The sequence below is a fragment of the Flavobacterium hibisci genome (assembly GCF_020026925.1).
Classification (GTDB): Bacteria; Bacteroidota; Bacteroidia; order Flavobacteriales; family Flavobacteriaceae; genus Flavobacterium; species Flavobacterium hibisci.
The window spans coordinates 1-255 of record NZ_JAIQDW010000075.1 but is presented as its reverse complement, the minus strand read 5'-3'; the positions used below and the strand labels follow the sequence as shown (position 1 = coordinate 255).

General features: G+C 36.5%; 1 pseudogene. It reads left to right on the top strand.

The features are described from left to right. A pseudogene (locus tag K8B81_RS20890) lies at nt 1–255 on the top strand (IS1182-like element ISMsp1 family transposase); the annotation flags it as partial.

Here is a 255-nt window from a genome sequence, read left to right as displayed (position 1 = left end):
TAAAAAGAGTAAAGAACGTATTGAACAACAGCTGGAAGAACTTTGGGATTATGCACAGAGTGTAGCCAAAGAAGAACTCAAAAATACAGAATCTGTTGATTTTAGGGCTATTGATACACAAAAAGTAAAAGCTGCCATCAACACGATCAATGCAGTTTTGAAAGAGAAAAAAGTTCCTTCGAAAGTACGCCAGAAGCTCAATTATGCCAAAAAGAACTGGCCAAAGAACCTTGAAAAGTACAAACAGCAAGAAGA